The sequence below is a fragment of the Shinella agrisoli genome, from assembly GCF_046557955.1.
In the GTDB taxonomy this organism is placed as follows: Bacteria; Pseudomonadota; Alphaproteobacteria; order Rhizobiales; family Rhizobiaceae; genus Shinella.
Genome location: NZ_JBJIEP010000055.1, coordinates 1 through 4,196, shown reverse-complemented (window position 1 = coordinate 4,196; position 4,196 = coordinate 1). Strand labels below are relative to the sequence as shown.

The window sequence follows — 4,196 nt, the reverse complement described above, 5'->3', positions numbered from 1 at the left end:
GAAGGCGAAGGACAGCCAGATTTGCCGTTTCGTCGTGCGGTAGGTCGGGCGCTCGCTCATGCTTCGTTCCTCGTGACCGGGACACCCTTGGAGGAAAGATGCACCCGCCCGCCGGCCGGATTGCCGCCGGTGGACGGCCAGCGGACGGCGACCAGGCGGCCCTTCTCGATCCGCGTGATCGAGACCGAATTGCTCTGGTTCCCGCCAAGGACGTGGAAATGCGTGTTGTCCTCGCCGACGTAGAGGCCGACATGGCCGCCGCCGCTGCGGGTGAAGACGAGGACCGCGCCAAGGGCCGGCGTCGAAAGGCCGATGCCGAATTTCTTCCAGTTGAGGGCGCCGAGCGGGTTGGCCGGCAGCGCCTCCTTCGGCAGGGTAATCGCGATCCACGCCGCAACGGCAAGGCCGCACCAAGGGATGTCATCGTCGGTGAAGAAGCTGGCGACCCATCCGCCAAGGCGCTTCGCCCAGGACATGATCGTCGCGTTCGAGCCCTTGCCGGCGATCTCACGCAGGCCCATGTGACGTCGCGCCTCGCGCATCCAGACGGGCTCGGCCGGCACGGCGGGTGCGGCGACGGGGGCCGACTTCGGGCCGGTGCGCCGCAGCGCCTCGACGGTGGCCGCGTTCGCCATCCCGGTCACCGGCAGGCCCTCGGCGCGCTGGAAGCGCTCCAGCGCCTCGATCATCTTGCGGCCCGGCGCGCCGTCGACGGCGCCGGCATAGGCGCAGTTGGCCAAAAGGCGGGAAATGACCCATTGCTCGAATGTCATGGTGATGCACGCCCCCGACGGTGAAAAAACAGCCGGAAATCGTTCCGGCATCACGGGGACATTGCGGGGATGGCTAAGCTGAAAACAGCCACAAGGGCTTGTGGTCAGTCGAGCAGGAAGGTCATCTGCCGGTCGTCGGCGTCGTTGACCCACTTGCGCACGGACACGTCGGAGACATGCAGCCGGCGAGCGATCGCGTTGATGGACCAATTGTTAGCGCGAAGATACGCCGCGATAAAGGGCTTGCCGAGCGGGACGCGAAGGCCGCCCGCGCCGATCCGTTTCGCCAATGCCGCCGCCTTCTCATGCCCGACCAGCTCGACGACGGGCGAACGGTCCTGCGGCCGCTCGGACAGGTAGACGTAGGAGCCGCCGAACTGCAGGAGGAATTCGATGCCGCCCTCGACGCCGAGGACCGTCATGTACGGCTCGATATGGGCGGGAACCTTCGTGGCGTTCATTTGTGCGCCCCGAGGCCGAGGTGCAGTTCGATCTCGATCTGCCGCGCCGTGAGGAGCTTCAACCGCTCCTCACGGCGGATCCGAACATGCGCATCGACACCGCCGCGCTGAAGCTTCTTCAAAAGGGCTTCACGCTCCTCTCGAATGGCCTTCAAAGTCTCCACCTCGAACAGCGGAAGCGGCGTGGTGTCGGTTGCGCGGGCCATGGCTCACTCCAGCATCTGCATGCCGCATCCGCCCTGGCAGGCCATATGCAGGTGCTGCCGCGAACCGATCAGCGCGGCGTGGATCATCCCGCCGCAGCGCGGGCAGACGCACCGTGCCCGCGTCAGGCGCTTTTTCTGCATCACCTTCTTGAGCTTCATGCCGGTGGTGAAGATCTCGGCGACGGATTTGCGGAAATCCTTCTGCGATGACCTGGTCATGCCTTCACCGCCTTCCGGGCGGCGCGCACACGCGGCCCGAGGGCGTTCATGACGGCCTGCCACTGCTCGTCCGAGATCTCGCACCACAGATCGGTCGTGCCGGTGACGTCGACGACGAAGGTATCAAAGCCCTTTCGGACGATCCGGTCGGCGCCGGGATGCAGGATACGCCACTGCGCCCACGCGATCTTGTAGCCGTACCGCCCGAGATAGGCGGCCGAGCGCTTGTCCGGGGGAGACCAGTTGACACCTGCCTCGCGCGCCATCCACGCCTTCAGCGCCTCGACGACGGCGCGGGCGTCATCGGCATGGTGGAGGAAGCGGACCTGGTCGAGGCCGGTCTGGCGCTTCACGAAAGCGACCAGGGCGGCATCGTCGCGATCCTCAACCAGGCCGAGGTTCCAGGCGCCTATCCAGAGCGCCTGGAGCTTCTTGGCGAATTTGCCGGTGAGCTGCTGCCGGCCGTTCGCGCGGCGCGGGACGGAAGAGAAGCCGAGCCGTCGCAGCTCTGCAAGCACGGCGTCCTTCTCAGCCGGTTTCATGAGGGTCAGGCGGTTCTTGCCGGTCACGCGGGCATAGATCGCCCGCTTGTCCTCGTCCTCGGCAATGCCGAGCTGCTTGAAGCCGGTATGGATGGCGGCAATGGTGGAGGTCATTGGCCGGCCCTCCGTGCGGCCGTCAGGGCGCGGCCGAGGCCTTCGCCGAACACGCCGGCCCCGATTTCCTTGACCTGCTCGCCGTTGACGACGGCCGTTCTGCCGATTGCACGAAACCGCTCTGTGGCGTCCTCCCTGGAACGGGCGGCAACGAGAAGCCCGTTCGATACGCCTTCGAACTCGTAACAGCACGGATAGGCGCGCAGCGGCCCGACCTTGAGGGCTCGCCCGACGTCGACGCGGGCCGTCATGCCGATCGCGCGCAGGCGGGCGGAGGCCTCTTCCCAGGAGCGGGCATGCACGGTGATGTCGATCGGGCGGCGCTCGTATCGATAGGTGCAGGTGAACGGACGGAGCTGGTCAGCCATGGTCACCTCCAGAAAATCGGAGCGAACCGACAAGGCTCACGTTGTCGACCCGGAACTGATCACGATTTTCAAGGCGATATCCCTGGCCCCATACCGTCGAGATGATCACGCCGTGCGGCTTTAGTTTTTTCCGCAGCTTGCAGACAAAGACATCGACGATCTTCGGATCCGGCTCATCATCGACGCGGTCGGAATATATCGTCGTCATGATCTGCTGTTTCGTGGCGACATCTCGGCTGATCAGGCAAGAGAGAACTTTGGCCTCGGACGCCGTGAGCCCGAACTCCACCGGCGGCAAGAATGTCGGAGACAGCGCCTCCTCCAGTTGGCGAATGCGCTCACGCAGAGTTTCCAGCGCAAGCTTCTGCTCGGCGATGATGTGGTCGAACGAGGCGGCCGTCATGTCCGCTTCCTACGGTTCATAAAGATGACGGACGCCAGAGCGCGCCATAAAGGTATCTTCCGCTCCGCTGCGAAGCGCTTTGCTTCCAGCTGCAGGGTCTCCAGCTTTGCAGAAATGAGCGCTGCGATGCGCTCTTCGTCGAGCTCACCTTTGTATTCATCTGCGTGGAGCAGGCACTCTACCGCCTTGATGATGTCGGCCCCGACCGGAGTGGCTCCTCCCTTGACGCAGACTTCCAATACCTTGCGTGCTCCAGCCGCGTGCCGACGTGTCACGAGGGCAGCAATAGTGGAAACGGCGAGGGTCTCGCCGACATTGAAACGCCCCATTGGCGGTGGGTTTTTGAGGATGCGAACGCCGGCCCTCTGGCAGACCTGCGCAATCGTGAGTGCATCTTCGTCACCGGCAGCCACCATGGCGTTGTGAAGCTGCGTGCGCGTTACCTGGATACGGTCGCGGTTGAGCCGGACGAATGCGTTCGCGCGGTCTTCCACCGCGCTACCCTTCTTCACGAGGACCGGTATGAGAGGGATACCGCCATGGGTGACGGCGGCGATCGCGGTGTGCTGCCCGTCCGTCACTTCAAGGCGGCCGTCAACCTCCTGCGTTGACGGTGGTTTGAACGCGCCCCAGTTCCATTCCGAAACGATCTTGCGGATAAGCCGCATCGACCGATCGGAGAGACTGCGCTGATACTTTTCGTCGACCCAAAGGGTGGAGGGCGCGACCCAACGGATTTCCGGAGGTTCGGAAGATATTTCGGCCGGAACCACGTCCGGAAGGTTTAGGGCCGCTACTGCACGCATGACAACCTCCTCTCGATGTCGGCCGCGAGGCGGTCGATGTTGATCTTGGCGACGACGGTCTCCATGGTCGCGTCGTCGAAGAACAGGGCGAACAGAACGCCGTCCTGGTCCACAATGCGGGCACCGTGTTGGTGATACATTTCGGCGACGGCCTCGGCGATCGCGCGCTGGTCGCGGTAGTGCCTCATGCCGCACCTGCCTTCCGCAGCGCGTCGGCATGGGCTTCGGCACGGGCTTCCTTGTTCAACTGCCGGGCAGCGACGTAGGACGCGGCCGGGCAGACGGTCATCGGGATGATCTCCCC

General features: G+C 64.5%; 9 protein-coding genes. All 9 read right to left on the bottom strand.

The window, feature by feature from the left end:
• Nucleotides 1-56: 56 nt before the first annotated feature.
• The 9 genes from ACIIOY_RS26680 to ACIIOY_RS26640 all read right to left on the bottom strand — a co-directional run bounded on the left by ACIIOY_RS26680 (nt 57) and on the right by ACIIOY_RS26640 (nt 4,080).
• The gene (locus ACIIOY_RS26680; RefSeq protein ID WP_411037696.1) at nt 57-773 is read right to left on the bottom strand and encodes a TIGR02594 family protein; all 717 of its coding nucleotides are present in this window, start codon (nt 771-773) and stop codon (nt 57-59) included.
• 104 nt (nt 774-877) lie between these two features.
• A complete protein-coding gene (locus ACIIOY_RS26675; protein WP_411037695.1) occupies nt 878-1,234 on the bottom strand; it encodes a hypothetical protein in 357 nt (118 codons plus the stop codon).
• On the bottom strand, nt 1,231-1,440 hold the full coding sequence (locus tag ACIIOY_RS26670) for a hypothetical protein (protein WP_411037694.1): 210 nt from the start codon (nt 1,438-1,440) through the stop codon (nt 1,231-1,233). The genes ACIIOY_RS26675 and ACIIOY_RS26670 overlap by 4 nt, the downstream gene beginning before the upstream one ends.
• A gap of 3 nt (nt 1,441-1,443) precedes the next feature.
• Nucleotides 1,444-1,659, bottom strand: a complete 216-nt coding sequence (locus ACIIOY_RS26665) for a hypothetical protein (RefSeq protein WP_411037693.1) — start codon at nt 1,657-1,659, stop codon at nt 1,444-1,446.
• On the bottom strand, nt 1,656-2,315 hold the full coding sequence (locus ACIIOY_RS26660) for a regulatory protein GemA (RefSeq protein WP_411037692.1): 660 nt from the start codon (nt 2,313-2,315) through the stop codon (nt 1,656-1,658). Before ACIIOY_RS26660 ends, ACIIOY_RS26665 begins: the two co-directional genes overlap by 4 nt.
• The gene (locus ACIIOY_RS26655; protein WP_411037691.1) at nt 2,312-2,683 is read right to left on the bottom strand and encodes a hypothetical protein; all 372 of its coding nucleotides are present in this window, start codon (nt 2,681-2,683) and stop codon (nt 2,312-2,314) included. The genes ACIIOY_RS26660 and ACIIOY_RS26655 overlap by 4 nt, the downstream gene beginning before the upstream one ends.
• A complete protein-coding gene (locus ACIIOY_RS26650; protein ID WP_411037690.1) occupies nt 2,676-3,086 on the bottom strand; it encodes a winged helix-turn-helix domain-containing protein in 411 nt (136 codons plus the stop codon). Before ACIIOY_RS26650 ends, ACIIOY_RS26655 begins: the two co-directional genes overlap by 8 nt.
• The gene (locus tag ACIIOY_RS26645; protein ID WP_411037689.1) at nt 3,083-3,892 is read right to left on the bottom strand and encodes a DUF6551 family protein; all 810 of its coding nucleotides are present in this window, start codon (nt 3,890-3,892) and stop codon (nt 3,083-3,085) included. Before ACIIOY_RS26645 ends, ACIIOY_RS26650 begins: the two co-directional genes overlap by 4 nt.
• Nucleotides 3,880-4,080 (bottom strand): hypothetical protein, encoded by a 201-nt coding sequence (locus tag ACIIOY_RS26640; protein ID WP_411037688.1) that lies wholly within the window; start codon nt 4,078-4,080, stop codon nt 3,880-3,882. The genes ACIIOY_RS26645 and ACIIOY_RS26640 overlap by 13 nt, the downstream gene beginning before the upstream one ends.
• Between the last annotated feature and the right edge of the window lie 116 nt (nt 4,081-4,196).

Excerpts from the sequence above, each read along its gene's own strand:
- ACIIOY_RS26645 (WP_411037689.1), bottom strand. The coding sequence starts at position 3,892 with ATGCGTGCAGTAGCGGCCCTAAACCTTCCGGACGTGGTTCCGGCCGAA.
- ACIIOY_RS26680 (WP_411037696.1), bottom strand. The coding sequence starts at position 773 with ATGACATTCGAGCAATGGGTCATTTCCCGCCTTTTGGCCAACTGCGCC.
- ACIIOY_RS26640 (WP_411037688.1), bottom strand. The coding sequence starts at position 4,080 with ATGAGGCACTACCGCGACCAGCGCGCGATCGCCGAGGCCGTCGCCGAA.
- ACIIOY_RS26655 (WP_411037691.1), bottom strand. The coding sequence starts at position 2,683 with ATGGCTGACCAGCTCCGTCCGTTCACCTGCACCTATCGATACGAGCGC.
- ACIIOY_RS26670 (WP_411037694.1), bottom strand. The coding sequence starts at position 1,440 with ATGGCCCGCGCAACCGACACCACGCCGCTTCCGCTGTTCGAGGTGGAG.
- ACIIOY_RS26650 (WP_411037690.1), bottom strand. The coding sequence starts at position 3,086 with ATGACGGCCGCCTCGTTCGACCACATCATCGCCGAGCAGAAGCTTGCG.
- ACIIOY_RS26665 (WP_411037693.1), bottom strand. The coding sequence starts at position 1,659 with ATGACCAGGTCATCGCAGAAGGATTTCCGCAAATCCGTCGCCGAGATC.
- ACIIOY_RS26675 (WP_411037695.1), bottom strand. The coding sequence starts at position 1,234 with ATGAACGCCACGAAGGTTCCCGCCCATATCGAGCCGTACATGACGGTC.
- ACIIOY_RS26660 (WP_411037692.1), bottom strand. The coding sequence starts at position 2,315 with ATGACCTCCACCATTGCCGCCATCCATACCGGCTTCAAGCAGCTCGGC.